This is a genomic window from Martinezella sp. CNPSo 3732 (assembly GCF_057784515.1).
Window position 1 is genome coordinate 663,821 of sequence record NZ_JBXSOO010000002.1, and the last position, 23,643, is coordinate 687,463.

25 protein-coding genes are annotated in these 23,643 nt (G+C 66.5%); 20 read left to right on the forward strand and 5 right to left on the reverse strand.

What is annotated here, in order from left to right; translation table 11 throughout:
* The 3 genes from AC13RM_RS08100 to AC13RM_RS08110 form a co-directional block, all read right to left on the reverse strand.
* Positions 1-3,519, reverse strand: coding sequence for a DEAD/DEAH box helicase (locus AC13RM_RS08100; protein ID WP_488554771.1), 3,519 nt, complete (start codon positions 3,517-3,519; stop codon positions 1-3).
* Positions 3,506-4,291 (reverse strand): Hachiman antiphage defense system protein HamA, encoded by a 786-nt coding sequence (locus AC13RM_RS08105; protein ID WP_488554772.1) that lies wholly within the window; start codon positions 4,289-4,291, stop codon positions 3,506-3,508. Before AC13RM_RS08105 ends, AC13RM_RS08100 begins: the two co-directional genes overlap by 14 nt.
* Positions 4,292-4,474: 183 nt before the next feature.
* Positions 4,475-5,065 (reverse strand): SOS response-associated peptidase, encoded by a 591-nt coding sequence (locus AC13RM_RS08110; RefSeq protein WP_488554773.1) that lies wholly within the window; start codon positions 5,063-5,065, stop codon positions 4,475-4,477.
* A gap of 59 nt (positions 5,066-5,124) precedes the next feature.
* Here AC13RM_RS08110 and AC13RM_RS08115 point away from each other — a divergent pair, with 59 nt between their 5' ends.
* The 7 genes from AC13RM_RS08115 to AC13RM_RS08145 all read left to right on the forward strand — a co-directional run bounded on the left by AC13RM_RS08115 (position 5,125) and on the right by AC13RM_RS08145 (position 10,431).
* Complete coding sequence (locus AC13RM_RS08115; protein WP_488554774.1) at positions 5,125-5,625, forward strand: SOS response-associated peptidase family protein; 501 nt, start codon at positions 5,125-5,127, stop codon at positions 5,623-5,625.
* Between the two features lie 198 nt (positions 5,626-5,823).
* Complete coding sequence (locus AC13RM_RS08120; RefSeq protein ID WP_488554775.1) at positions 5,824-6,783, forward strand: ArdC family protein; 960 nt, start codon at positions 5,824-5,826, stop codon at positions 6,781-6,783.
* The gene (locus AC13RM_RS08125; RefSeq protein ID WP_488554776.1) at positions 6,780-7,163 is read left to right on the forward strand and encodes a DUF2958 domain-containing protein; all 384 of its coding nucleotides are present in this window, start codon (positions 6,780-6,782) and stop codon (positions 7,161-7,163) included. Before AC13RM_RS08120 ends, AC13RM_RS08125 begins: the two co-directional genes overlap by 4 nt.
* Before the next feature lie 148 nt (positions 7,164-7,311).
* A complete protein-coding gene (locus AC13RM_RS08130) occupies positions 7,312-9,450 on the forward strand; it encodes a ParB/RepB/Spo0J family partition protein (RefSeq protein ID WP_488554777.1) in 2,139 nt (712 codons plus the stop codon).
* A 59-nt stretch (positions 9,451-9,509) separates the two neighbouring features.
* Complete coding sequence (locus AC13RM_RS08135; protein WP_488554778.1) at positions 9,510-9,728, forward strand: hypothetical protein; 219 nt, start codon at positions 9,510-9,512, stop codon at positions 9,726-9,728.
* 68 nt (positions 9,729-9,796) lie between these two features.
* The gene (locus AC13RM_RS08140; RefSeq protein ID WP_488554779.1) at positions 9,797-10,210 is read left to right on the forward strand and encodes a hypothetical protein; all 414 of its coding nucleotides are present in this window, start codon (positions 9,797-9,799) and stop codon (positions 10,208-10,210) included.
* Positions 10,207-10,431 carry a DUF6117 family protein gene (locus AC13RM_RS08145; RefSeq protein WP_488554780.1) on the forward strand — a complete coding sequence of 75 codons (225 nt, stop codon included), beginning with the start codon at positions 10,207-10,209 and terminating at the stop codon, positions 10,429-10,431. Before AC13RM_RS08140 ends, AC13RM_RS08145 begins: the two co-directional genes overlap by 4 nt.
* Here AC13RM_RS08145 and AC13RM_RS08150 read toward each other — a convergent pair.
* Both AC13RM_RS08150 and AC13RM_RS08155 read right to left on the reverse strand, forming a co-directional pair.
* Positions 10,404-10,829, reverse strand: coding sequence for a HEPN domain-containing protein (locus AC13RM_RS08150; RefSeq protein ID WP_488554781.1), 426 nt, complete (start codon positions 10,827-10,829; stop codon positions 10,404-10,406). The genes AC13RM_RS08145 and AC13RM_RS08150 overlap by 28 nt on opposite strands.
* On the reverse strand, positions 10,808-11,167 hold the full coding sequence (locus AC13RM_RS08155; RefSeq protein ID WP_488554782.1) for a hypothetical protein: 360 nt from the start codon (positions 11,165-11,167) through the stop codon (positions 10,808-10,810). Before AC13RM_RS08155 ends, AC13RM_RS08150 begins: the two co-directional genes overlap by 22 nt.
* A gap of 232 nt (positions 11,168-11,399) precedes the next feature.
* On the opposite strand from AC13RM_RS08155, the gene AC13RM_RS08160 reads away from it, so the two are divergent.
* The 13 genes from AC13RM_RS08160 (at position 11,400) to AC13RM_RS08220 (ending at position 23,505) form a co-directional block, all read left to right on the forward strand.
* A complete protein-coding gene (locus tag AC13RM_RS08160; protein WP_488554783.1) occupies positions 11,400-15,725 on the forward strand; it encodes a strawberry notch-like NTP hydrolase domain-containing protein in 4,326 nt (1,441 codons plus the stop codon).
* On the forward strand, positions 15,725-16,759 hold the full coding sequence (locus AC13RM_RS08165; RefSeq protein WP_488554784.1) for a DUF7146 domain-containing protein: 1,035 nt from the start codon (positions 15,725-15,727) through the stop codon (positions 16,757-16,759). The genes AC13RM_RS08160 and AC13RM_RS08165 overlap by 1 nt, the downstream gene beginning before the upstream one ends.
* Positions 16,760-17,068: 309 nt before the next feature.
* The gene (locus AC13RM_RS08170) at positions 17,069-17,992 is read left to right on the forward strand and encodes a DUF2493 domain-containing protein (protein WP_488554785.1); all 924 of its coding nucleotides are present in this window, start codon (positions 17,069-17,071) and stop codon (positions 17,990-17,992) included.
* A 22-nt stretch (positions 17,993-18,014) separates the two neighbouring features.
* Positions 18,015-18,650, forward strand: a complete 636-nt coding sequence (locus tag AC13RM_RS08175; RefSeq protein WP_488554786.1) for a hypothetical protein — start codon at positions 18,015-18,017, stop codon at positions 18,648-18,650.
* A gap of 218 nt (positions 18,651-18,868) precedes the next feature.
* Positions 18,869-19,033 (forward strand): hypothetical protein, encoded by a 165-nt coding sequence (locus AC13RM_RS08180; protein ID WP_162894760.1) that lies wholly within the window; start codon positions 18,869-18,871, stop codon positions 19,031-19,033.
* A gap of 141 nt (positions 19,034-19,174) precedes the next feature.
* Positions 19,175-19,618 (forward strand): hypothetical protein, encoded by a 444-nt coding sequence (locus AC13RM_RS08185; RefSeq protein ID WP_488554787.1) that lies wholly within the window; start codon positions 19,175-19,177, stop codon positions 19,616-19,618.
* 562 nt (positions 19,619-20,180) lie between these two features.
* Positions 20,181-20,507: a DUF736 domain-containing protein gene (locus tag AC13RM_RS08190; RefSeq protein ID WP_440143249.1), complete on the forward strand. Its 327-nt coding sequence runs from the start codon at positions 20,181-20,183 to the stop codon at positions 20,505-20,507.
* Positions 20,508-20,692: 185 nt separating this feature from the next.
* A complete protein-coding gene (locus AC13RM_RS08195) occupies positions 20,693-20,959 on the forward strand; it encodes a hypothetical protein (RefSeq protein WP_047523486.1) in 267 nt (88 codons plus the stop codon).
* A gap of 84 nt (positions 20,960-21,043) precedes the next feature.
* Positions 21,044-21,310, forward strand: coding sequence for a DNA -binding domain-containing protein (locus AC13RM_RS08200; protein ID WP_488554788.1), 267 nt, complete (start codon positions 21,044-21,046; stop codon positions 21,308-21,310).
* A 128-nt stretch (positions 21,311-21,438) separates the two neighbouring features.
* Positions 21,439-21,750 (forward strand): transcriptional regulator domain-containing protein, encoded by a 312-nt coding sequence (locus AC13RM_RS08205; RefSeq protein WP_488554789.1) that lies wholly within the window; start codon positions 21,439-21,441, stop codon positions 21,748-21,750.
* Entirely contained in the window at positions 21,728-22,192 is a 465-nt protein-coding gene (locus tag AC13RM_RS08210; protein WP_488554828.1) for a DUF2285 domain-containing protein, read from the forward strand. Before AC13RM_RS08205 ends, AC13RM_RS08210 begins: the two co-directional genes overlap by 23 nt.
* Before the next feature lie 135 nt (positions 22,193-22,327).
* The gene (locus AC13RM_RS08215) at positions 22,328-22,609 is read left to right on the forward strand and encodes a helix-turn-helix transcriptional regulator (RefSeq protein WP_488554790.1); all 282 of its coding nucleotides are present in this window, start codon (positions 22,328-22,330) and stop codon (positions 22,607-22,609) included.
* Positions 22,610-22,620: 11 nt separating this feature from the next.
* Positions 22,621-23,505: a replication initiator protein A gene (locus tag AC13RM_RS08220; RefSeq protein ID WP_488554791.1), complete on the forward strand. Its 885-nt coding sequence runs from the start codon at positions 22,621-22,623 to the stop codon at positions 23,503-23,505.
* Positions 23,506-23,643: the final 138 nt, after the last annotated feature.

Below are 23,643 nucleotides of genomic sequence, written 5' to 3' on the forward strand. Positions count from 1 at the left end.
CTAAGCGTCAGCGCGAGGCCACCGCATCTTGCCGCGACCGATCCGCAGAACGTCGACCAACGTCGTCCGGGCGGGAATCCGACCCGAGAAAAGACTTGGCTTCGGATCGACGGCAGGTTTTTTGAACGCGAACAGCCGACGGTAATCCGGCGTTGCGAGCCAGGTTTGCCCGTCGCCAGCATCCGTGATGATCCGGTACAGGCCTGGCGCGGGCGCCCGCACGCCGGCTGGCACATCGAGCAGGCGCTTATTGGGCTCGACATTCCACTTTTGGATACCGCCACTCAGCGCCTCCGTTCTGAACCGCGCCCAAAGCGCCGCGGTATCCGGAGTCGGCCAATCGCCGAGATCGGTGAAAGCCGTGATCTCGTCGGATTCAAGCCAAGCCCGCATCTCTGCCGGCGTGACAAAGACCGGCTCAGCGCTTTCGATCGCGGCTATCGCAGCGCGGCGCGAAGGTAGGCCGGCACGGATCAGCATCGACATCATGAAGCGCGGCACGCCCGTTTCGAGCGCCGCCGCCCCGCCACCGGGGATGATGTCCGGCGACCATCCGAGAGAAAGACGCCGCGTCCGGATCGCCTCGAGCGCCCAAACGAGCCGGTAGGTGAAGGCCTCCTCGACCACGCGCATATTGGCGGGGCCGATCTCGGCCACCTCCGCACCCGAAACCCATTGGCGAAGAATCCTCCGCCAATCTGCCGGGAGCGCATTCCTCTTGTCGGGGATAAACGGTCGCATGACAAGCAAGCGCTCGGCGAGGCCGGCGAGTGCGTCGGAGAGTTCGTCGACGTCACCGGGCAGCGAAGCCGCGTCGGCTCGATCGACGAGCGCTCCCAACTCGTCAGCCATCGCGTCTATGGCCAGGCCGGCCTCGAGCCCGACGCCCATCGCGAAATGACCCTTGCGCGCTTGTGGCGTGGTCACGCTCCAGATCAGATTGGCTCGCGCTTCGAACACCCTCCGGTGCTGCGCCACCGTCGCTTCGCCTTCGCGTGCGATCTGGCGCGCCCAAAGCGAGCCCTGCAGCGCTTCATCGAGCAACCGCGGCAGGTCCGCCCGATCAGCGTCGAGAGCTTCGATCAAACCAAAGACGGTGGCGTCAAGGCGCTCAACGAGCTGGGACAGCGGTTCTTCCTCGATGTCCTCCTCTTCATCGCCGCCGCCGTCACCTTCTTCGTCTTCGTCCTCTTCATCATCGACGGCGCCTGGATCAGCCAGCTCGGCAGCAACCGCAGCTTCCTCCGCCTCCGATTTCCAGCCGTCCCTCGAATTCGCCAGGTATTCCCAAGCGTCGGCCCGTCCGAGAATGCCTTCGCGCGTCAAGCGCTCCAGGATCTCGGCAACGATCTGAATCAGGCCGCTCTGCAATGTCCGCGCCTTCGAGGAGGCCACCAGTTGCCGCCACTCGCCGCTGCGCCAGTCCACCCGATCAAACATGACATGGACGATAAGGCCCTCGACGTCGACGAACGCACGGCCAGCTCGACCCGCGACGTTCGCGAACTCTTCTCCGGTGATGAGCGCACCAGAACGATAGAGCGCTGGTACGAGCAGCACCGCCGCATTGAGGTTGAGGCCTTGCGACAAGGTCGGGGACGCCACGATGACCTTCAGCACGCCCTCCGACAGCAGGACCTCCAGCTCGCGCAGAAACGGACTCGGCAGGCGACCGTGATGGATGGCGACGCCGACCTTCAGGCTGGCAACGGCGGGATGATCCTCGCCGAGCCATTCCTTCCCGACTTCCAGCGCCCTTGCGATCGGGCCCTCGTCGTCGAGAAGCGGCTCAAGATATCCGCGTCGGCACAGGTCGACCACACGCTTGCCGTAGCCTTCGACCCAATTGGCCTGCGTAGAAAATATCAGGGTCCGTTTGCCCTGACCGGCAAACTCCCACGCAGCGAACAAGGCGAGATGACCGGCCTCGCGCGGGTACGGCTTCTTTTCACGGCCCAGCGGCGGCTTCTGGACCACAAATCGATCGATGAATGGTCCGTTAGCCGTGAGATCGAGCGTCAGGCGCGCGTCGCGCCCCCGCCATGTCAGCATCCCGAAGCGCTGGCGCGTCGGTCGCCAATCCGACCGCACGGGCTCGCCGGGCTGATCGGAGCGTATCCACGCGGTCAGATCGTCAAGTTCGTCGCCGCTTGGAAGGATGGCGGACAGACACACAATCCGACGGTCGGCAGCGTCACCGCGCCGAAGCAGGCGCTGGACAAGCGTCTCGTAGCGGATCTCGCGCTCGCTCGGACCGATCATATGGCCTTCGTCGAGAACAATCAGGCCGACGTCGTCGATCAAGCTTGGATCGCTGCGAAGGGCGAAGTCGAGTTTCTCCGGCGTCGCGATGATGATCTCGCGCGACCGGAGCGCGTCCTCGTCTCCCGCCGACAATCCGCTTGCGCCGTAAAGCGACGAGACGCTGAACCCCAGCGGAGCGAACGTCTTGCGGAACGAGCGCTCCGTCTGTGCCGACAGCGCCCGCAGCGGCGTGACGATTAGGACGCGTCGCGCTGCGGAAAGCGTCATCAGCGCCGCGATCTCAGCCACGCGCGTCTTTCCGGCGCTGGTCGGAAGCGCCACGACGAGATCGTCGGTCATGTCCGTCGACCGACGCGCCGCTTCGCGCTGAGACGGCCACAACTCGACCTCGGAGCTCTTGCGGGCGAACAGTGAGCCGATGAAAAGCTGCCGAAGCTCGGGATAACGCTCCTCCGCCCCGTCCGGCGGATCGATCGGTAGGTTCTGGTGTAGCGAATGCGCCCATAGATCGTCGATCAAATGACGGCAGAGGTTCGAAATCCACCAGAGCGGTACGTTCTCGGCGTTGTCCGCCAGGCTGACAGCCGTGGCCAGGAGACTGCGGGCCGTCTCAAGCGGCTCCTCGTCGCCGGTCGCAAGCGCAAACTCGAAGTGAGCCAGGGCGCGGCAGATCGTCGTGTTGAGGATCGTAGCCAGCACTTCGTCAGGATCAGCTTCCTCTCCGCGCAGCTCGGCCGACATCTGCGCATCGCCATGCGCTTCGTCGTTGAGCCAGTCGCGCACATAGGTTCGAAGGCGATCGAGGTCGCGCAGGATCAGCAACATGACAGCGGTTTCGCCTGGCGCGGCGTTGAGATCGCCGGGAACCTCGTTGAACAGCGAGTACGCAACCGCCGAATAGCCGGCGAGATGATAGGCGGCCGCCGCTATCGTCCTGCGAAATCCACGATCCGGTGCCTCGGGATCACCATTGCGGACAAGAGCTTCAAACGCATTGGCCGCGCGCTCGAAAGCCTTGCTGGTCAGCGGCGACGCGCCTTCGCCAACACGAAGCGCCATCGCGCCCCGCAGCAGCGCAAAACCATGCTCGGCAAGGTCCGTCTCGATCGTCGCACCCAGCGCGGGCGCGTCAGCCGGCAACACGCCATCCGTCCGCATCAACGACCAAGCGGCACCTCGGTAAAGCAACCGCCGCTGGATGCCGTCCTGGGTCGCGGCGGTCAGAAAGGTCCGAAGTTCTTCAATCGTCTCCAAGGTCTTCCGCCTCTTCGTACATCTCCTTGATGAAGTCCTGGTGGTCCTCGATGCGGAGGTTCACCACGAACTGGTCCCGGTTCGTGCTCGCGCCCTCCAGGTCCTCTTTCAACGCGGCCGGCGGCGCGTTGCCCGACATGGTGAACAGCATGTGGTCGATGCGGCCCGCGCGCGGCACTTTCAGACCTATCTCGTCGCGGATCGCACGGCCGAGCGCGACGTCGCCGGCATCGTTGCTTTCCAGCAAACGGTTGGCGACGAACAACAGCGAGTCCGGCGTGCAGCGGCCGCTGTCCCGATTGAGAACCTTGCGCGCCGCCGTGACGGTCGATTTGCCCAAGACTTGGTTGCTCTTCGCTTCGCCCTTTAGGAGCCACAGCTCTCCGTCGTCGCCTGCGCCATAGCCGGCGCCGATGAAGTCGTCGCCCCGCATCGCCATGTTGCGTCCGTCCTTGTAACGGAGCCGGCGCACCGGAACGCGAAGACCGATCCCTTCCTCGACCAGCTCGGTCGCAAGAATCTCTCCGAGATCGCCAGAACGTCCTTTGGGGGTCTGCGGGAGTTGCGCGCGGAGGATTTCGGCGGCACCTTCGTAGCCGAGGCGCGCGACATCATCGGCGATCCGATCAAGCCGATCGTAGTGAGAGCGGACGGTTTCCGCGAGCGATGCGCGGATCGCGTCGCGTCCGCCAGCCTTTTCGACGAGGCACCAATACTCCTTGCGCTCGTCTTTTTCTTTCGTGGTGGTGCACCACTCTTCGTACAACGGCACGCCGCGCCTCCCCAACAGCGCTGACGAACAAACCCTACTTTCGCCCCATGAACGACTGAGTCGTGCCGGTCGTTGGAAAGTTGTGCCCCGCGCCCAATTCTGATTCACACATCATACACTCAGAGCGTGTCCACGTCCCTAGAGAGTTGGGAAACAAAGCGAAAGACGCGATGCCCGCCAAATCTATCCGACTTGTTCGACCGCAAGCGTTCCCGCAGCCAGCGGCCGGATCAGCGACTGCGCGGGCACGGACGGATCGAGCCAGTCAGCCCAGGCGTCACGTTCGAGGATGACGATCTGCCGGTCATGGTATGGCGCGATGTCAGGCCCGGGCTCCATCGTCAGCATGGTGAACGCTTCGCCCACATCCTTCGTCTCGCGCCAGATGCCGGCGATGCAGAAGATCGGCTCGTCGCGCTTGGTGAACAGCCACTTGTCCTTCCGCTTCTTTCCCTTCTCGGTCGGATCGGTGAACTCGTAGAAACCGTCGGCGACGATCAGGCAGCGGTTCGAGTTGAACTCGCGGCCCTCTGAACGGAAATTGTAGACCGGGCGCTTGTTCTGGCCCGGCCAGCTCCACCGCCGCTGCACCAGGTCGCCTTCGCCGCGCACGCCATCGACGGTGCGGATGATCGGCGCGACGTCCGTGATCTTGATGTCGTCGCGCGCCTCGATGTTCGGGGCGCCTTCGCCGAAGCGGATCTTGATCTTCAGGTCGGCGAAGTCCTCCATGATCGAAGCGACATCCACCTTCAGTCGATAGTCATTGCACATCGGTCCTCCGTCTCGATCGCCATTGCCTTGCGACCGTGTTCTTGTTATGTTCGCAGGTCATGAGCGCGAAGGTTTTCGATTCCGACGCATCGCTCGACGAACGCCGTGTCATCATAAGGCGTGACGGCGGCGATGTTGAGATGGTGGAGCTGCCGTGGGGTCTCCAGCCCCGCGAGCGCGGCGGCCGGCCGTTCACCGTCGTGCGCGCCGAAGGCCGCACCTTCCCAGCCTATCGCTGCCTCGTACCGGCTTCCGAGTTCCGCCATCGCAGCCACGGCAAGCATTACAGCTTCTCGCTCGCCAACGGCGACTGGTTCTATTTCGCGGGCATCTGGCGGCCAGCGACGCTGGACTGGCCGGAGGCCTATGCGATCCTGACGACGGCGGCCAACGACGACGTCGAGCCCTATCATGACCGGCAGATGGCCGTGCTGCGCAGGGACCAGCGCATGGACTGGCTTGACCTGACCCGCCCGGAAGAAGAACTGCTGCGGCCCTTGCCGGCGCGGAGCTTCCGCGTGTCGCGGCTGCGTGAGGCTCAGGCGGCGCTCGCGTTCTGACCTACTGAAATCCGCTCTACGGAACTGCTCTATCAAGGGGGGAAAGCCTTCCCCTGCGGCCGAGCCTGCCGTCTCGGCCGACCCCTTCTGCGGGGAGACCCCGCAACGCCCCCGGTAGAGTGAGAGTGCGGACCGGATTTGCCGTGACGGGTTGAGAGCTGGGAGAGAGTCTTCCGGCGCCCGTCGCGGAGATCCGCGATGCCCAGAAAGACCGCTACCGCTCGCGCCGGCCAGGACCGGACGAGCCTCTACGACGAAATCACCGGCAAGATCATCGGCGAGCTGGAGGCGGGCCGCGTGCCCTGGGTCCAGCCCTGGGGGACCGCGGCGGCGAAGGCGCCGCTCGCCATGCCGAGGAACGCCGCCACCGGCCGGCATTACTCAGGGATCAATGTGCTGATCCTCTGGGGCGCCGTCATCGAGCACGGCTTTTCCGGCCAGAGCTGGCTCACCTTTCGCCAGGCGCTGGCGCTCGGCGGCAACGTCCGCAAGGGCGAGCGCGGCACGGCCGTCGTCTATGCCGACCGCTTCGTGCCCCACGACGAGAAGCGGCGCGCCCGCGAGACCGGCGACGAGGCGCAGGCGATCCCGTTCCTGAAGCGCTTCACGGTGTTCAACGCCGCGCAGTGCGAGGGCCTGCCTGAGGACGTCGCCATCGTCGCGCCGCCGCCGGCGCCGGGCCTGATCGAGCCCCAGGTCGAGGCGCTGATCCGCGCCACGGGCATCGACTTCCGCATCGGCGGCAATCGCGCCTTCTACGTGCCGGCGCTCGACTATGTGCAGGTCCCACCGCCCCAGGCCTATTTCGAGCCAATCAACTGGCACCGCACCGCTCTGCACGAGCTGGGTCACGCCACCGGCCATCCGTCCCGTCTCGGCCGCGACATGACCGGCGGCTTCGGCACCAAGAAATACGCGTTCGAGGAGCTGGTCGCCGAGATGAACGCCGCCTTCTGCGGCGCCTCGCTCGGCATCGTGCCGACCGTGCGTCATGCGGACTATATCGGCTCCTGGCTGGAGGTGCTGCGCGAAGACAACCGCGCCATCGTCCGCGCCGCGAGCCAGGCGAGCAAGGCCGCCGACTGGCTGCTCGGCTTCGTGCCGGCTGATGGGGCCGCGCTGTCGGCCGAACCCGCGATCGACAGGAGGGCCGCATGATCCTCCTGACCGACGAGCTGCGCGAGCAGCTCCTGGCCAATGGCCGGAACCGCGACGCCGACCACATCCCCGTGGTCAAGTTCTTCAATCCTCTCGGCGAAGGCGTCTGGCTCGCGACCGAACTCGACGAGGACGGCGACACCCTGTTCGGGCTGGCCGATCTCGGCGAACCCGAGCTTGGCTCCTTCAGCCTCGCCGAGATGATCGCCGTGCGACTGCCGCTCGATCTCGGCATCGAACGCGATATCCTGTTCGAGGGCCTTTATCCGATCTCGGCCTGGGCCGAGACGGCCCGTCGGACCGGCAGCATCCGCCAGGCCGAACGCATGCTTCACGCCGTCCACCGAAGCGCGACGACCGGGCAGTCTGTAAATCCGTAAATCCGTGGCGGCGGGTCTGCGCTTCTGCGTCTCCCGTCGCCGCGCCCGGGGCGCCGGCCAGTAGAGAGTGAGAGGGAGGACGGGATTTTCGTGACGGGTTGGAGGTTGAGAGAGAGTCTCTCGACCGCCCGTCGCGGAGTAATCCCCGATGGCTACTGCAATTCAGAAGATCGTCCTGTCGTCCTCGCGCGACATCCCGTTCCACAAGCTGGTCTTGAGCCAGTCCAACGTCCGGCGTGTGAAGGCCGGCGTTTCGATCGAGGACCTGGCGGCCTCGATCGCGCGTCGCGGCCTGATCCAGAGCCTCAGCGTCGTGCCCGTGGTCGATGCCGAAGGACAGGAGACTGGCATGTTCGAGGTGCCGGCCGGCGGCCGCCGCTTCCGCGCGCTGGAGCTGCTGGTGAAGCAGAAGCGCCTCGCCAAGATCGCGCCGGTGCCCTGCGTGGTGCGAGAGCGCGACGACGAGATCCTCTCCGAGGAGGTCTCGCTGGTCGAGAACATCGACCGCGCGCCGCTTCATCCCCTCGACCAGTTCCGCGCCTTCCAGGACATGAGGGTGAAGGGCAAGACCGAGGAGGAGATCGCCGCGGCGCTCTTCGTACCGTTGCAGGTGGTCAAGCAGCGCCTGCGCCTCGCGGCCGCATCGCCCACCTTGCTCGACGTCTATGCCGAGGACGGCATGACGCTCGACCAGCTCATGGCCTTCACCGTCACCGACGACCATGCTCGCCAGGAGCAGGTCTGGGAGGCGATCAAGGACGCCTGGTCGAAGGAGCCGTATCAGATCCGCCGCATGCTGACCGAGACGACGGTGCGCGCCTCTGACAAGCGCGCCGTGTTCGTTGGCGTCGAAGCCTATGAGCTGGCGGGCGGCATCGTCATGCGCGACCTGTTCCAGTCTGACGATGGTGGCTGGCTGCAGGATGCGGCTCTGCTCGATCGGCTGGTGGGCGAGAAGCTGAAGGCGACGGCTGAGACGATCGCCGCCGAGGGCTGGAAGTGGATCGAGGTCGCGGTCGGCTTCCCCTACGACGCCACGCGCGGCCTGCGCGAGCTGCAGGGCGAGCCGCTCGACATGACGGCGGAGGAACAGGCGACGATCGAGGCGCTCAACGCCGAATACCAGAAGCTCGAAGCCGAATATGAAGGGGCCGACGAACTGCCCGACGAGGTCGACCAGCGGCTCGGCGAGATCGAGACGGCACTGTCCGCGTTCGAGACCCGTCCAGTCCGTTTCGATGCCGACGACATCCCCCGCGCCGGCGTGTTCATCAGCATCGCCCATGACGGTAGCGTCGCCATCGATCGCGGCTATGTCCGGGCCGAGGACGAGGCTCCCGAGCCCAGCGCCGACACCGATGGGGACGAAGCCGAAGGTCGGCCGGACGAGCCCGGTGCGCCGGTCCTGCAGCGCACCGTCATCACGATCGGCGGCCAGCCCGTCGAGGCGGAGGACGACGAGGACGACGCGATCAAGCCGCTGCCCGAGCGCCTGGTCATCGAGCTGACGGCCTACCGCACGCTCGCGCTGCGCAACGCCGTCGCCGAGAACCCGCACGTCGCCATGACCGCGCTCATCCACAAGCTGGTCTCGGACACCTTCATGACCCGCATGTACACGGGCGCCATGGAAGCCGGGGTGAAGCACATCTTCTTCCCGGCGCAGGACGATGCCCTGAAGGATAGCCCGTCGGCGCGCGCGGTCCAGGATCGCCACGCCGCCTGGGCCGGCGACATCCCGAAGGAGGACGACGCCCTGTGGGACTGGCTTGCGGGGCTGGACGATGCCAGCCGGATGGCGCTGCTGGCGCATTGCGTCAGCTACGGCGTCAACGCGCTCTACGAGCGGCCGAACCCGCACAGCGCCGGCGGCGTGTCGCAGCACACGCTCGACATGCGGCTCGCCCAAGCCGACCGCCTGACGAAGGCGACGGGCCTCGACCTTGTGGAGGCCGGCTGGCGCCCGACCTTCGGCAACTACCTCAACCGCGTCACCAAGCCCCGCATCCTGCAGGCAGTCCGCGAGGGTGTCGGCGAACAGGCCGCGCAGCTCATCGACCACCTGAAGAAGGGCGACATGGCCAAGGAGGCCGAGCGCCTGCTCGCCGACAGCGGCTGGCTGCCCGAGCCGCTGCGCCCGATCTACGATGCCGAGGCGTCCACGCCGGAGGTCGAGACCGGCGGCGAGGATGGCGACGCGGTGCTGCCCGCATTCCTCGCCAGCGACGACGAGGACGTCACGCCGGAGACCACGGACGATGAACCGCACCTTGTCGCGGCCGAATGACGAGCACCCGGAGCGGCTTCGGCCGCTCCGGTCCTTTCCCCGATCGAAGGAGCATCGCCATGTCGCGATCCATCCCGTCGCCACGCCGCGTCGTCTTTCAGTTCCTCGTTCCCGTGCATGTCGAGGTCGAGGACGGGCTCGTCGGCCGCGTGACGATCATCGACGAAACCCCGGTGCGCGATCCCGTCGCCGTCGAAGGCGATCCCGCCAATCTAGCCGACGCCGTGCGCGCCGCCGACGACGGCCAAGCCTGGCCATCCTGGCAGTTCGGCTACTAGCCGCCGCCGCCCCGAACCCACCCCGAGCCCGGCCCCAGCGCCGGGCTCTTTCCTTTCCGGAGCCCGCCATGACCGATTTCTTTACCCGTTATTCCTGCCTGCTCGACGTCGGCACGTCCGCCAATGTCGCCCGGGCCTTCGACATCTACGCCGCTTTGATGGCCGAGAACGGCCGCGAGGACCCGCCGGCCGAGCCGTTTCACCTGTCGGTGACACCCGACCACGGTGCGTCGCGGCTCTGGCTGCGCGATCCCGGCACCGCAGATCAGCAGCTCGTCATCACCTTCGTAACGCGCTGCGCCGAGGCCTTCGGGCTGACCGGCCGCTGGGGATTCCAATGGGCCGGCATGGCGTCCAATCCCGTGATCGACGGCTTCTCGGGCGGCGCCCATGTGCTCGATCTCGCCTCCGGCGAGACTATCGCCTGGACGAGCACCCGCCGCTGGCTCGCCGAGCGGCTTGCCGAGGGAGGCGTGCGATGAGCATTCCCGATCATGCCCGCGCCAACTTCCAGACATTGCTGCGCGCCGCGACCAGCGGCGACCTGGCGCTGATGGAATGCACCGACGTGGCGACGGGCGAGCCGCGCTACGTCATCTGTGCCGTCGGCCGCGATGACGGCGAGTTCGTCTTCACGCCGTTCGGCCATCTCGCCGATGGCAATCCCTTCGAGATCTACCGCCCGCCGGAGGCCTCGATATAGAGGCGCACGGCATCGAAAAGACCCGCGACGGCCACGCGGGCCTTCGACGCAAAGGCCCGATCGCCATCGAAGCGACCAAAGGCATGGCGCGGATAGTAGGCGTTCAGCACCACCATCACGTCGGCCAGTTCGTCGCCTGCGCCGACCATCCCGAACTTGCAGGCGCTCGCCAGACCTCGTTCGAGATCGTGGCGGATGGTCCGGCGACAGCGATCGTCGCTCCATCCCTGGCTCGAAAGATACGCCTTGAGCCCAAGCTCGGCCGCGATCGCGATCATGTAGCAGGTGTCGCGAGGATCGCCGGTCTCCGCCCGCACCACGGACGGCAGAAACTCCTCGCCATTGGCAAGCAGAGCGCGGGCTCGCTCGTTCGCGTCTACCAGACCGCCACCTCCCATTGCCCGTTGACGCGGGCAAAGCCGATCGGCCGGTTCTGCGGGCTCGCGTTCGGCTTGGTCGGATCGAGCAGGATCTGCGTCATGCAGGTCACGCCGGGGCCCACGCCGCCCGGCGAGCAGTCGCCGAGCTTCAGGGTCGCGTTGGCGAGCGACGTTCCCGTGAACAGGCGGTGGCGCCGCACGGCTGCGGTAGCTTCGTCCTCGCTCGGTTGGGCGACGCCGGCGGCGACGGCCGGTGATGCGGCGACCGGCGAGATCACCGGCCGGAGCACGAAGCCCGCCCCGAAGCCGACCACCAGACATGCCGCGCCAAGAATGCCGACCGCGCTGCCCTTCATCTCGCCTCCCATGCTCATCATCCCGCGCGGCGCGCCCGCATGGCGGGAGGCGCAGCAGCTTGTTTTCCTACGAGAGCTTAGCGGCCGATCCGCGTCCCCGGAAGCCGGTGCGGCAGGCCGGGTTCCGCCCGCGCCAGAGTGAGAGGATGGCCGGGACGGGTTTGAGCCCGTCCGGTCGAGAGAGAGAGCGTCGGGCTGGCTCGCCCGTCTCCCGCTCTCCGAGGTTTCGCCCATGCTCCATGCTCTGATCCCCGCCGTCGAGGCGGATACGCTTCCGCTTGTCCCGCACACGCCGCCGGCCGCCTCCATCCTCGCCGCCGCCGAGCGCATCCTCTCCCACCTCGAACAGGGCCGCACCGTCGATGCCGCCATCCTGCGCAGAGCCATGGAGGCCGCCTTCGGCGCATCCGACACTGCTGGCGCCTGGGATTGGAAAACCGCCTACGACGCCTGCGAGGGCGCAACAGTCCTCTTTCTGCGCAAGTACGGAAAGCCGCTTTTCCGTAAAGCCGCATCGCCGGCTTCACGGTTGTCGGCCCTCGCCAAGATCGTCGCACTGCTGCCGACGCACACGCGCCGATCCGAGGAGGCGCAGGCCTTCCAGCAATTCTCGACGCCGCTCCCGCTCGGCCTTGCCGCGCTGACGGCGGCAACATTGACCTCGGCCGACCGCGTGCTGGAGCCGTCCGCCGGCACCGGGCTGCTCGGCGTCCTCGCCGAGACCGCGGGCGCATCGCTCATCCTCAACGAGCTAGCCCAGACCCGCGCCGATCTTCTCACCTCTCTCTTTCCGGCCATGCCCGTCACGCGCTTTGATGCCGCCCAGATCGACGATCATCTCGATCCGGCCGCCGTGCCCAGCGTCGTCATCATGAACCCGCCATTCTCGGTGATGGCGAACGTCACCGGGCGCGTCGCCGACGCCGCCTATCGGCATATCGCCTCGGCGCTCGCCCGTCTGGCCGATGGCGGGAGGCTTGTCGCGATTACCGGCGCCAACTTCTCGCCGGAGCTTCCGGCCTGGCGGGACGCCTTCGTCCGGTTGCAGGCGCGCGGCCGCGTCGTGTTCACCGCGGCGATCGCCGGCTCGGTCTATGCCAAACATGGCACGACCATCGAGACCCGCCTGACCGTCATCGACAAGGCGCCGGCCGAGGACCCCGAGCATTTTCCAGACTCTGCCGGGATCGCTCCCGACGTCGCGATGCTGCTCGGCTGGATCGACAGGCAGCTTCCCGCGCGTCTGCCGGTCTCGATCGCACGTCCCACGGCGATGCCGGCCGCCACGCCGCGCACGGTGCGAGGCTATCTCGCCCGCGCGGCGACAGCCCAGCCCGCCCGTCGCATCGCCCAGCTCGAAGGCGTTCCGCTCGCCTATGAGACCATCGACTGGACGCCGCCGGAGACCGGCCGCCTGTCGGACTCGATCTACGAGGCCTATTCGCTCCAGTCGATCCGGATCGAGGGTGCGCAGCCGCACCCGACCAAGCTGGTGCAGTCCGCCGCCATGGCCTCGGTCGCGCCGCCGAAGCCTAGCTATCGGCCGACGCTGCCGGCGCCGATCGTCGCCGACGGCATCCTGTCCGACGCCCAGCTCGAGACGGTCATCTATGCCGGCGAGGCCCATGGCGAATACCTCGCCGGATCCTGGACCGTGGACGAGACCGCCGATCTCGTCACCGCCGCGCCGGACGATGCCCCGAACGCGGTGCGCTTCCGCCGAGGCTTCATGCTCGGCGACGGCACCGGCGCCGGCAAGGGCCGCCAGTCGGCCGGCATCATCCTCGACAACTGGCTTCAGGGCCGCCGCAAGGCGGTGTGGATCTCCAAGTCCGACAAGCTGCTGGAAGACGCCCAGCGCGATTGGTCGGCGCTTGGCATGGAACGCTTGCTGGTCACGCCGCTGTCGCGCTTCCCGCAGGGTACGGCGATCCGACTGCCCGAAGGCGTCCTATTCACCACCTATGCCACGCTACGGTCCGACGACCGTGGGGAGAAGCTTTCGCGCGTCAAGCAGATCGTCGAATGGTTGGGCTCCGATTTCGACGGAGTGATCATTTTCGACGAGAGCCACGCGATGCAGAACGCCGGCGGCGGCAAGGGAGAACGGGGCGATGTGTCCCCATCGCAGCAAGGACGTGCGGGCCTTCGGCTCCAGCATGCGCTCCCGAACGCCCGCGTGGTCTACGTCTCGGCGACCGGCGCGACCACCGTCCACAATCTCGCCTATGCCCAGCGCCTCGGCCTGTGGGGCGGCGAGGACTTTCCCTTCGCCAATCGCGCCCAGTTCGTCGAAGCCGTCGACAATGGCGGCGTCGCGGCGATGGAGGTGCTGGCTCGCGACCTGCGCGCGCTCGGCCTCTATACGGCCCGATCGCTCTCCTATGACGGCGTCGAGTACGAGCTGGTCGAGCATCAGCTCACGCCCGAGCAGACCCGCATCTACGATGCCTATGCCGGCGCCTTCGCCATCATCCATAATCATCTCGATGCGGCGATGCAGGCCGCGAACATCACTGGCGATACCGGTACGCTGAACCGGCAGGCCAAGTCGGCCGCGCGCTCGGCCTTCGAGAGCGCCAAGCAGCGCTTCTTCGGCCATCTCCTCACCAGCATGAAGACCCCGACGCTAGTCCGCTCGATCGAGCAGGACCTGGCGGCCGGCCATTCCGCCGTCATCCAGATCGTCTCGACCGGCGAGGCCCTGATGGAGCGCCGGCTGGCCGAGATCCCCACCGAAGAATGGAATGACGTCCGCGTCGACATCACGCCGCGGGAATATGTCCTGGACTATCTCGCCCATTCCTTCCCGGTACAGCTCCACGAGCCGTTCTCCGACAGCGAGGGCAACCTGTCGTCGCGGCCAGTCTATCGCGACGGCCAGCCCGTCGAGAGCCGCGAAGCCGTCGCCCGCCGCGACGAGCTGATCGAACGCCTCGCATCGCTTCCACCGGTCCCCGGCGCGCTCGACCAGATCGTCCAGCGCTTCGGCACGGACGTCGTCGCCGAGGTGACCGGACGCTCGCGCCGCGTCGTGCGCAAGGGCGACCGGCTTGCCGTCGAGAATCGGGCAGGATCGGCCAATCTCGCCGAGGCGGCCTCGTTCATGGACGACGACAAGCGCGTCCTCGTCTTTAGCGACGCCGGCGGCACGGGCCGCAGCTATCACGCCGACCTCGCTGTCCGGAACCAGCGCCTGCGCATCCACTATCTGCTGGAGCCCGGCTGGAAGGCCGACGCGGCGATCCAGGGGCTCGGCCGCACCAACCGGACCAACCAGGCGCAGCCGCCGCTCTTCCGGCCGATCGCCACCGACGTGAAGGCGGAAAAGCGCTTCCTCTCGACTATCGCACGGCGGCTCGACACGCTCGGCGCCATCACGCGCGGACAGCGCCAGACCGGCGGCCAGGGCCTGTTCCGGCCCGAGGACAATCTCGAATCCCACTATGCGCGCGATGCGCTCCGCCAGCTCTACCTGCTACTCGTGCGCGGCAAGGTCGAGGGTTGCTCCCTCGATCGGTTCGAGACCGCTACCGGCCTGAAGCTGATGGACGACAACGGCATCAAGGACGAGTTGCCGCCGATCACGACCTTCCTCAACCGGCTGCTGGCGCTCACCATAGAGCTGCAGGGTATCCTGTTCACCGCCTTCGAGCAGCTCCTGACCGCCAAGATCGAGGGTGCGATCCGCAGCGGCCACTATGACATCGGATTGGAGACGCTGCAGGCCGAGAGCTTCGTGGTCACCGACAGCCAGGTCATCCATGTCCATCCCGGCACGGGCGCTGAGACGCGGCTGCTGACCATCACCCGCCGGGAGCGCAATCGCCCCGTCACGCTGACCGCCGCGCTCGACCACCTTGCCGATCCGCGCGCGCGGCTCCTGGTCAACGGTCGCTCCGGCCGGGCCGCAGTGCAGATGCCGGCCCCGTCGATGATGCTCGACGACGGCGAGATCGAACGCCGCGTCTGCCTGATCCGGCCGATGGAGCAGCATTATGCGCCGTTGCGGATGATGGACGAAAGCCATTGGGAGGACGCCGACCGCGACCGCTTCGCCGCCGCATGGGAGGCGGAGCTTGCCGACATCCCGGACTTCTCCGACAGCACGATCCATATCGTCGCCGGCCTGCTGCTGCCCATCTGGAAGCGCCTGCCGGACGAGTCGACCAGGGTCTACCGGCTCCAGACCGATGCGGGTGAGCGCATCATCGGTCGCCGCGTCTCGCCGGCCTGGGCTGCGAACGCCGCCACGCAGGGGGCTGGCACGCTGACGCCGGAACATGCCTTCGCCGCGCTGATGGAGGGCCGCACGATCCTCGACTTGGCCGAAGGCCTCCAACTTCGCCGCGCCCGGGTCATGAGCGCCTATCGGCTGGAGCTGACCGGCTTCACCGAGGCGATGCGCGAGCGACTGCGGGCCTATGGCCTGTTCAGCGAGATCATCTCCTGGAAGCTGCGCTTCTTCGTGCCGGTCGACGGCACCGGACCGGGCATCCTCACCAAGCTGCTCGACACCTATGCGGTGACGCGCATCTCAGAACGGGAGGCCGCGTGATGTCGCGTCACGATGCTTCCGATCTCGCGCAGCGTCTCGGCCGGCGGGCCGAAGCAGTGTGCCGCCATTACCTCTCCAGTGGACGGCGTGAAGGCCGCTACTGGCTGGTCGGCGATGCGCGCAACACGCCGGGCCGCTCGATGTATGTGCGGCTCAAGGACTCACCCAAGGGCCCGGCCGGCAAATGGACCGATGCGGCGACCGGCGAGCATGGCGATCTTCTCGACGTGATCCGCGAGAGCTGCGGCCTGGTCGATTTCAAGGACGTCGCCGATGAGGCACGGACCTTCCTCTCGATGCCGCAGCCAGAACCATTGCCGGCAAACCCGCGTCAGGCGCCCGCACCGCACGGGTCGCCCGAGGCAGCCCGCCGTCTGATCGGCATGTCGCAGCCGATTACGGGCACGCTCGTACAGGCGTATCTACGGGAACGCGGCATTACGGATTTACGCGGAACCGGAAATCTGCGCTTCCACCCGCGCTGCTATTATCGGCCCGACGAGCATTCCCCGACCGAGACCTGGCCGGCAATGATCGCCGCCGTCACCGACCTCCGCGACAGGATCACCGGGGCGCACCGGACCTGGCTCGACCCGCGACGCCGCGACAAGGCGCCGCTCGACACGCCGAGGCGGGCGATGGGCGATCTTCTCGGCAACGCGGTGCGCTTCGGCATCGGCGACGAGGTGATGGCGGCCGGCGAAGGCATCGAGACCGTCCTGTCCGTCAGGCAGGTCTTGCCCGACATGCCGATGCTGGCGGCGCTCTCCGCAGCCCATCTCGCCGCTATCCTGTTCCCGGACACGCTACGGCGGCTCTACATCCTGCGCGACGACGATCCGGCCGGTGACGGTGCGCGGGACAGCCTGGTCGAACGGGCGAACGCGGCCGGGATCGACGCGATTGTCATCTCTCCGCAGCTCGGCGACTTCAACGAGGATCTCCGCACCCTCGGCATCGACGCGCTCAGAAGCCAGACCCGGATGCAGATCGGGCCACAGGACGTGGCGCGCTTCATGGCTCTCGCGGCATAGCCGGCAAGGAGGAAAGTGGCGGCGGTGCCGTCATGCCCGTCCGGATGCCCCATATCGTCCGAGAGGACCGCGCCTCGGCCTTCGAGGGGGCGATCGGCCCACAGTCGGGCCGGCCCGGCAATGGCGGCGGCCGACTATTTTCCGGCGGCGCGTGCCGCGCCTTTCCATCGCGAGGCAAAATAGCCGGCCTTCGCCATCCTCCGCTGACGCTCCGGCCCTGCGCTGCGCTTCGGGTGCAGGGCCGTCTCGCCGGTGGGCTTCGTCGCCATGAAGGCCGCGACGGTCGCGGTCCTACCGACGGAGCATCCCATGAACGCGCATGACGACTTCGAACCACACCACGAATCCTCACCTACCGACCATGTCCTCAACGAGTTGCAGCTCCACGGCTACAGGCCCTTTTCCGACGAACCGGATCAGCGGCTTCTTCCGGACGGCAACGCGGTTGCGGGCGCCATCGCCGACATCTTCGACGCCCTGATCTCCACCCTGGAGGACACGCGCCTCGAACCCGACCTCGACGATCTCCTCTGGTCGACCGTGAACGTCTTCCATCGCGCCACCGACCGGATCGCACGCGAACTCGACGACAATGAGCAAGCCCAGAAGCGTTCGCAGAGGGAACAGGACGGCAGCGAGGTGAAGTCGGTCGAACTGGAGCGCCAGATCGCCGAGGGCCAGACGCTCATCGAGCGCCAAGCCGCTTTCGAGCTGATGCGTGATCAGGCCGCCGAACACTACGAACGCCACGTCGGCAAGGCATGGCTTCCGCGCAGCGGATCGAAGGTCAACCATCGCAATCTCACCTCGGCGATGATCGATAGCCGCGACTTCCTGATGGCGAAGAAGCGCGCCGATCAGGAGGTCCTTCTTCCTCCCGGCCCGAAGATCGTCGTCACCGGCGGGCTCGACTTCAACGATCACCGGCTCATTTGGGCCAAGCTCGACCAGGTGCATGAGAAGCACCCCGACATGGTCCTCGTTCACGGCAAGTCACCAAAAGGCGCCGAGAAGATCGCGTCGCTCTGGGCGAAGAACCGCAACGTGCCGCAGATCGGTTTTGCACCCGACTGGACGAAGCACGGTCGCGCCGCGCCCTTCAAGCGCAACGACGGGATGCTGGAGATCGTGCCGAAGGGCGTGATGCATTTCCCCGGCACGGGCATCAACGACAACATGGCTGACAAGGCCAAGAAGCTCGGCATCCCGGTCTGGAAGTTCGGCGGCGCGTGAGCGCCGTCAGACTTCGCAATACTTGCCGATCGCGAGTATTATTGCACGCCCGGATATCAGAAAGGAGACGCCGCTGAATCTCGACCTGGACCTTCCGCCGCGCTCAGAACCACTCGTCATTCCCTGGCCATCGCCGGGAATGCCCGGTGGATTCCTTCAATTCGACGATCCCGAGACTTGGCGGAAATTCATCGTCAGCCTCGGCATCGACGAGCGCATCCCGGACATCGTGCGCGCGAAGTTCGCACGAGCGCAGACGCTCTACCTCCTCGGCTGGGTCGACCTCGACGTGCTGAAAGCCGGCGAGCTTGCGGCGCTGATCGCCCTCGAACTCGCCACGATGGACCGATATGGCGACAAGATTCCAAAGAAGAGCCGGACCTTTGCGGCGTTGCTGAAACATATGGTCGACGTCGACGGCCTGACCGACGCGCACATCCCGATGACCGTCCGCACCGGCGGCACCGCGATCGGCTTCGTCACCGGAGACGCGAAGCCCAGCCTCAGCCAACGGCGCAACGGCATGGCGCATGGCGATCCCTTCGACGGACTGCCGGTCGGCGGGCTGCTCGAGCTGGTTCGCGACCTGGTCAACTATGCCTACCGGGACTTCATCGCCAACGCACCGGCATGGCGAATGCAGGCGCTTCCGGACTGACGGGACAGGGCCGGCTCCCGGCGCCGAGCACCACACCCGCTTCTCTGCGCTGATCCTTGGTCAGACTGGCCGCTTGGCGCCATCAACCCGTAAAGGGTCGGCTATGCGAGCATGCCGCCGCTACGGCTGCGCCTGCGCGGTGATTGCAGCGACCAGTCCGACACTTCGGGCGCCTGTCAGCGGGGGATGGTCCACCGCTCGAAACAGGAGCCGGGTCGATGTCCCTCAAGCAAGCGCATGCCTTCGCCTTCAGCCTCGCCACGTCGCTGATGGCCGCCATCGTCATCTTTCAGGCCGGCGACGGAACCCATTCGGTGATGCCCGCCAGCGAGTACGATGGCGACACCGCCGCGATCGTCCATGAGATCGATCCTTTCGCCTGACCGGGGCAACCCGGTCCGCCGAAGCGGAAATCGGCCGCGATTTCCGCTCCCGGCGCAGTCGATCTTCAGCTATAGTGCGGTCGCGCCGTGGTGGTGGTGGCAGGCGCAACCGTCAGACATTTTGGCACGGAGGCCACCACTATGATCATCCTCGCAATACTTGCATCTCTTGCAGCTATAGGCCTGCTTTGCTGGCTGTTGTTCACGCTGGCCGTCTTCGCGCTGCCAGCCTTCGCCGGCTTCGCCGCAGGAGGCTGGGCCCACGGCACCGGCGCCGGTGTTCCCGGCGCGATCCTGGTCGGCCTCATCGCCGCGGCCGTTACCTTCGCGGTCGGCCAGCTCCTCATCACCTTTGCGCGGCCGATGTGGCTAAAGCTCGGGGTCGCCGTCATCTTCGTCGCACCGGCCGCCGTCGCGGGCTTCCACGCCACCCATGGCATCGTGAAGCACCTGATGCCGTCGGACGCGTGGCAGATCGCATTCTCCGTCATCGGGGCCATCGCCGTCGGCATCACGGCCTTCGTCCGGGTCGCCGGAATGGCCACGGCCAGCAGCCCCACCAGCCGGGACCTCGCGCGGGCCTGACATCGCGCATGTCGTGCTGGTGCGGACCAGGGCGACGATTGAAGCGGCGATCCCCGTCAGGAGAGTGGGCGGTTGCGGGGCTGGAAAAGCGGATCGTCGTTCGGCCTTGAGAGCGACCCACGGCAGGCGCAGGCGCAGCGTCAGCCGTCATAGCTTGTGCGGAGATCCGGTTGATGCGGAAGCGTCCCTGCAGGCAGGCCGGGTCAGGACGCCGTGATCGGCCCGGACAAGGGCGCAACTCGCCAGTGTGGTTCGTGGCGATATTGTCTTGGCGGCAGCGGTGGGCCGCCATCTCTCCGTTTCTCACCGTCACGCGACCGCTCCAAACGGCCTCTCAAATGGCCTGATCTGGCCGAAGGCCGGCTGCGCCTCGATCGCCTATGACGCAACAGCCGCGTCAAACTTTCTTCCCCTGCCGGCTGCGCCGCCATTCCTCGCGGGACAAGAAAGCCCTCCTTAGCTGTCAGGCCCCTTCGGGGTGCGCCGTCGATCGCCTCCGGCCAACCGATCGCCATCGAGGCCGCAATGGTGCGGGCTCAGGAACGGAAAACGGAGACTTACAATGGCGACCATCGGCACCTTCAAGAAGACCGGCACGAACGAGTTCACCGGCGAAATCGTCACCCTCAGCGTCCAGGCCAAGAACGTGCGCATCGTCCCCGACCAGCGCGCCACCGGCGAGAACGCCCCCAGCCACCGGGTCCTGGTCGGCCGCGCCGAGATCGGCGCCGCCTGGTCCAAGCGCTCCAACGAGGGCCGCGACTATCTGGGCCTCAAGCTGGACGATCCGAGCTTCAACGCCCCGATCTACGCCAACCTCTTCGACGACGAGGACGCCGACACCTTCTCGCTCATCTGGTCCCGCCCGAACGGGCGGCGCGGCGACTGAGGCCGGCGTGAGGCCCCGGCCGAAAGGCCGGGGCCTTCGCTCTGCAAGGCGACCGAATCGGTTGAGCCGGATTTGCGGCGAACGGGCCTCTCACGACCGGCTTTGGCCTCGCCAAGGCGGCCAAAGGCGACTATTATAGTCGTTTTCGTGGCGTGCGAAGTTCGGACTGTAGGAGGTGGTCATGCATGATCACCGCCCGACAGTCACGGGCCGCCCGCGCGTTGCTTGGTTGGAATCAGGAGACGCTCGCTGACAAGGCCTTGGTATCGCTGACCGCTCTTAAGCGCGTCGAGTCCGAGAACGGGCTTGGCGTGCATGAATCCACGCGTGACCAGGTCCGACGCGCGCTTGAGGAAGCCGGAATCGTCTTCCTCAACTCCGATCAGGGCGAAGGGGTGATGATTGTCCGGCAAGACCGTCCACGGGCTGAGCGGCGCGCGCCAGTCGAATAATGCCGCCGATTGTCGTCGTCTTTACGATACCGCCGTCGTGCAAACTCTATCCGTTTCGGATATGACGCGGTGGGGACGTTAACTATGAGCGCTAAATCCGCCTTCCAAGATCAACCGCCGACCGACTCGCGGCTGACCGACTATGACCGTGCGCATCTGGCGACCTACCTTCGTCTGCTGGACGCCGAAACCGCAGGCGCCTCATGGGAAGAAGTCGCCGTGATCATCTTCGGCATCGATCCGAACACTGATCATGCGCGCGCCGAACTCGTCTACCAGAGTCATCTCGCCCGAGCGCATTGGATGACCGAAAACGGTTTTCGCGACCTTATAAGATCCTCATTTCATTAACCTTATAGCTTGCGGTGATGCAGCTTCCGCATCACCCGTGTTCACCTTCGGGCTTCCAAAACTGCCACTCAACCGCGAATCGTTAGCGCTTGTAGTTCTCGCGTTTAGCGAGGTGTGGGAGGCCAAGGATGCCGGAGCAAGGCACGTGGCGGATCTCAACCGCCTATGAGTATGTAAACGATCTCGATGCTCCGGACTTGGCCTGGGAATTCTTGAGGCGCAATCCTGAGTACCAGCAAGACTACAAGCGATTGAAAGGCCGCGGTCTCGACGAAGACAAGGCCGAGGTCGCTCTTGCCAACAAATGGGGGTTATCCTTTCGTTGCCGACCCCGATCTCTCGGCAACGGATGCAAAACCCGCGTGGACACCAGCAGCCGATCCGTGGACGCTGATCCTGCAGGGCCTCCCGGCGTGGATTGCGCCTGCAGCCCCGGCTGACGGTCCGGCGCTCGCCCCGGCAGGCGATACCGACGCACGCATCGCCGTGGGGGGCGAAGTGATCCGTGCGCGCATGGTCGGCATTGGCGATGACGCGCGGCCGCGCGCCGCCCTGATCCTCCTTGACGACGCGACGCCGGATCGGCTGGAAGCGCTCGCCCGATACTGGCGCGGCACCCACGAGCCGCCAGCGCTACCGGACCCGCGCGTAACGCCGCAGCGTCGCCAGCGCCTGCGCCAGATGCTGCGCGCCGTCGATGCCCGCCTCGAGCGGCAAAGCTACCGGGCGATCGCGATGGCGCTCTTTCCCCAACACCATATCGAGGCGGCCTCCTGGGCGGGTGACGCGTTGCGCGAGACGACGATCCGTCTCGCCCGCGACGGCATGAAACTCGTCCACGGCGACTATCGCGACCTTCTGAAACGGCCGCGCAAACCGTAGCCCCGTCGCCCCCGTCAGGGGGTGTCGATTATTCCCCGAAATCTTCGACATCGTGGATCGCGCCAGAGCGAACGACCGTGCGCTGGAACCGCCGCCGACATCCGGCAGCCCCCCAGCACCGCACGGAGCCCGATCATGGCCGAAAGCGCGACTGTCCACGTTCCTCCACGCTATCTGCGCACACCTGAAGCGGCGCGCTTCCTCGGCCTGTCGGGCCGCACGCTTGAGAAGCATCGCACCTACGGCACCGGGCCGGCGTTCAAGAAGCTCGGCGGACGCGTCGTCTACGCGATCGCCGACCTGCAGGCCTGGGCCAATCGCGGCACCAAGAACTCGACCGCCGAGACGGACGCCGTCCTGCCGGCGAAGCGCCACGAATCAGCCAGCGCGACCGGCGGTCACGCGCCGCAGCGCTGAGCCGATCGCAAATGTCGGCGCGCCATCACAGCAGCGAACGCGAACAGCTCGATCTCTTCCGGGCGCTGCCCGGCGATCTTGCGCCGCGCGACGCGCAGGACCTGATGGCGTACCCGTTCTTCGCGCTCGGCAAGTCGAAGCGGATCGCTCCGATCGACTTCAAGGCTGGCTCCGTCGTCATCCGCGTCGAAGCCGTGCCGGAGCACGGCATGGCGACCATCTGGGACGCCGACGTGCTGATCTGGGCCGCGTCCCAGATCGTCGAGGCGCGCGACCATGGCTTGCGGCCGTCGCGCCTGATGGCGACCACGCCCTACGAGATCCTGCAGTTCATCGGTCGTGGCGTCAGCTTGCGCGACTACGACCGATTGAAGGCCGCGCTCGACCGGCTCCAGTCGACGACGGTGGCGACATCGATCCGCCAGCCGACCGAGCGGCGGCTGCACCGCTTCTCTTGGATCAATGAGTGGAAAGAGCGTGCCGACGCGCGCGGACGGCCGCTCGGGCTCGAACTCATCGTGCCCGACTGGTTCTACGCCGCCGTTCTTGACGACGCGCTCGTGCTGACCATCGACCGCGACTATTTCGGTCTGACGGGCGGGCTTGAGCGCTGGCTCTACCGCCTCGTGCGCAAGCACGGCGGCAAACAGGAGTTCGGCTGGAGCTTCGATTTTCCGCATCTCCACGCTAAGTCCGGCTCGCTCTCGCCGCTCAAACACTTCGCCTACGACCTGCGCGACATCGTCCGTCGCCAGCCGTTGCCCGGCTACCGCCTGACCATCGAGCAGTGCCTCGGCGGTCCCGAAATCCTCTCCTTCAAACCCAACGACCCGCACGCGCTCGGCATCCCGCGCCAGCGTCGCCGCGCGATCGTCCGCTCTGGGGATAAGCTGTGAATCGTCTCGTGCTATCAGGGACCGGACCCATCGTGCCATCGAGGACCCGATCCTCGTGCTATCGGGGACCGGAATCGTCGAATCCGCTCGCTGAATCAGCAACTTGCAAGCCCCGTAACTTCTCTAACCTAGATTCCT